At 69.8% G+C, this 1417-nt stretch carries 2 protein-coding genes; one reads left to right on the top strand and one right to left on the bottom strand.

Features of this window, described 5'->3' with window-relative positions; translation table 11 throughout:
* Window positions 1-74: 74 nt before the first annotated feature.
* Window positions 75-998 carry an SDR family oxidoreductase gene (locus tag G6020_RS13135; RefSeq protein WP_182610927.1) on the bottom strand — a complete coding sequence of 308 codons (924 nt, stop codon included), beginning with the start codon at window positions 996-998 and terminating at the stop codon, window positions 75-77.
* Window positions 999-1117: 119 nt separating this feature from the next.
* Between G6020_RS13135 and G6020_RS13130 the strand changes: the two genes are divergently transcribed.
* Entirely contained in the window at window positions 1118-1342 is a 225-nt protein-coding gene (locus G6020_RS13130; RefSeq protein ID WP_182610926.1) for a hypothetical protein, read from the top strand.
* Window positions 1343-1417: the final 75 nt, after the last annotated feature.

Genomic DNA, 1417 nt, shown 5'->3' with positions numbered 1-1417 from the left:
CGCCGGGATGGCGTCTCGCCCGCACCGCGGCTCACGCGAGACGCCATCCCGGCGTGCGGCTGCGTTGGGCCGGCTCAGGGAGTGGGCGCGCCGCCGGTCACCGAGAGCGTGTTCCCGGTGGTGTAGGACGACTCATCGGAGGCCAGGTACACGTACGCGCCCCCCATCTCGACCGGTTGTCCGGGCCGGCCCAGCGGATTCTTGTGCCCGAAGATCGGCAGCTTCTCGGGCTTCTGGCCGCCGCTCACCTGGAGCGCTGTCCAGAACGGACCGGGCGCGACGGCGTTGACGCGGATGCCGCGCGGTGCGAGCTGCTGGGCGAGCGACTTGGACATGGTGTTGACCGCCGCGCGCGAGGTGGCGTAGTCCACGAGCCCCGGTGACGGGGTGTACGCCTGCACCGAGGACGTGAAGATCACGCTCGATCCGGGCTGCAGGTGGGCGAGCGCCTCCTGCATCATCCAGAACGGCGCCGAGATGTTGACGTTCATCGTCTCGGCCCACTGCTCGGAGGACAGGTCCTCCAGGTGCTCGACGAAGGTCTGCCGGGCGGCGTTGAGCACGAGCACGTCCAGACCGCCGAGCCCCGCGACGGCGTCGCGGACGATCCCGCGCGCGACGGCCTCGTCACCGACGTCGCCGGGGAGCAGGACGCAGGTCCGGCCGGCCGCGCGCACGAGCTCGGCCACGTCGTCGGCGTCGGACTGCTCAGAGGGCAGGTAGCCGATCGCCACGTCGGCGCCCTCGCGTGAGTAGGCGATGGCCACGGCGCGGCCGATCCCGGAGTCACCGCCGGTGATCAGTGCACGCCGCCCGGTGAGCCGGCCGTGACCCACGTAGGTGTCCTCCCCGTGGTCGGCGGGAGGGTCCATCTCGGAGGCCAACCCCGGAACCGGTTGCTGCTGGACCGGCACCTCGATCTGGTACTTGGTCGTCGGGTCGACGAGTACGGAATGCCCGGGCTGGTCAGAGGACTGAACTGTCGGATCGGTGGTCACGGATGCCTCCCTGGTCGTCTGGACTCCCGACCGTACGCCCCCGGCGACCGGATGCGAGTGGGCGCTCGATCCCCCAGAATGCGGACACGACACACGTCACCCGAACCGAAGGAGTGGGCATGCCCCGTTACCGCGTGATCGACCCCGAGCAGAACGTCATCGATGAGAAGGAGTTCGCCGACGACACCAAGGCCTACGACTGGTTCAAGACGGTCGAGGTCCCCGACGATTCTCTCGGTTACGCCATGGAGGTCGACATGGACGGTAAGTGGACCCGCTTCGAGATCAACGACGGTGGCACCAACACCTCCCCCGCGGCCGACGAGGGCACGGGCGTCGCCTGACCTGACTCAGGCCTACTCAGGCCACGCAGCCGAGCCCGACGGGCCGGCTCCCCACCGCGTCGATGCGGTGGGGAG

This window comes from Dietzia sp. B19, from assembly GCF_014145155.1.
GTDB lineage: Bacteria > Actinomycetota > Actinomycetes > Mycobacteriales > Mycobacteriaceae > Dietzia > Dietzia natronolimnaea.
Note: the sequence above shows the minus strand (reverse complement) of the source record. Positions and strands in the feature narration are given on the sequence as shown.